Here is a 216-nt window from a genome sequence, read left to right on the forward strand (position 1 = left end):
CATTTGGTGAGCATCCTTTCATAGGTGGAAAGGGCGGAGCAGGCGCCGCATTTGCCGCAGCCGGCCTTGATGTCGACGGCCTTCAAGCCGCTGGCGACCAGCATCCTGGACAAGGGTCCGAGGATCGAGTGCATGAAGTCGGGCCGCGGCGCCGGGTGGCTTTCGAGCGGCGTGCCGGAGATCGGCACGAAGGGCACGACGAAGGGATAGACACCG

The 216-nt window shown here is 64.8% G+C and carries 1 pseudogene; it reads right to left on the bottom strand.

From position 1 onward, the window contains the following. Window positions 1–216, bottom strand: a pseudogene (locus tag AF337_RS29660) (MSMEG_0568 family radical SAM protein); the annotation flags it as partial.

This window comes from Rhizobium ecuadorense, assembly GCF_001187535.1.
Classification (GTDB): domain Bacteria; phylum Pseudomonadota; class Alphaproteobacteria; order Rhizobiales; family Rhizobiaceae; genus Rhizobium; species Rhizobium ecuadorense.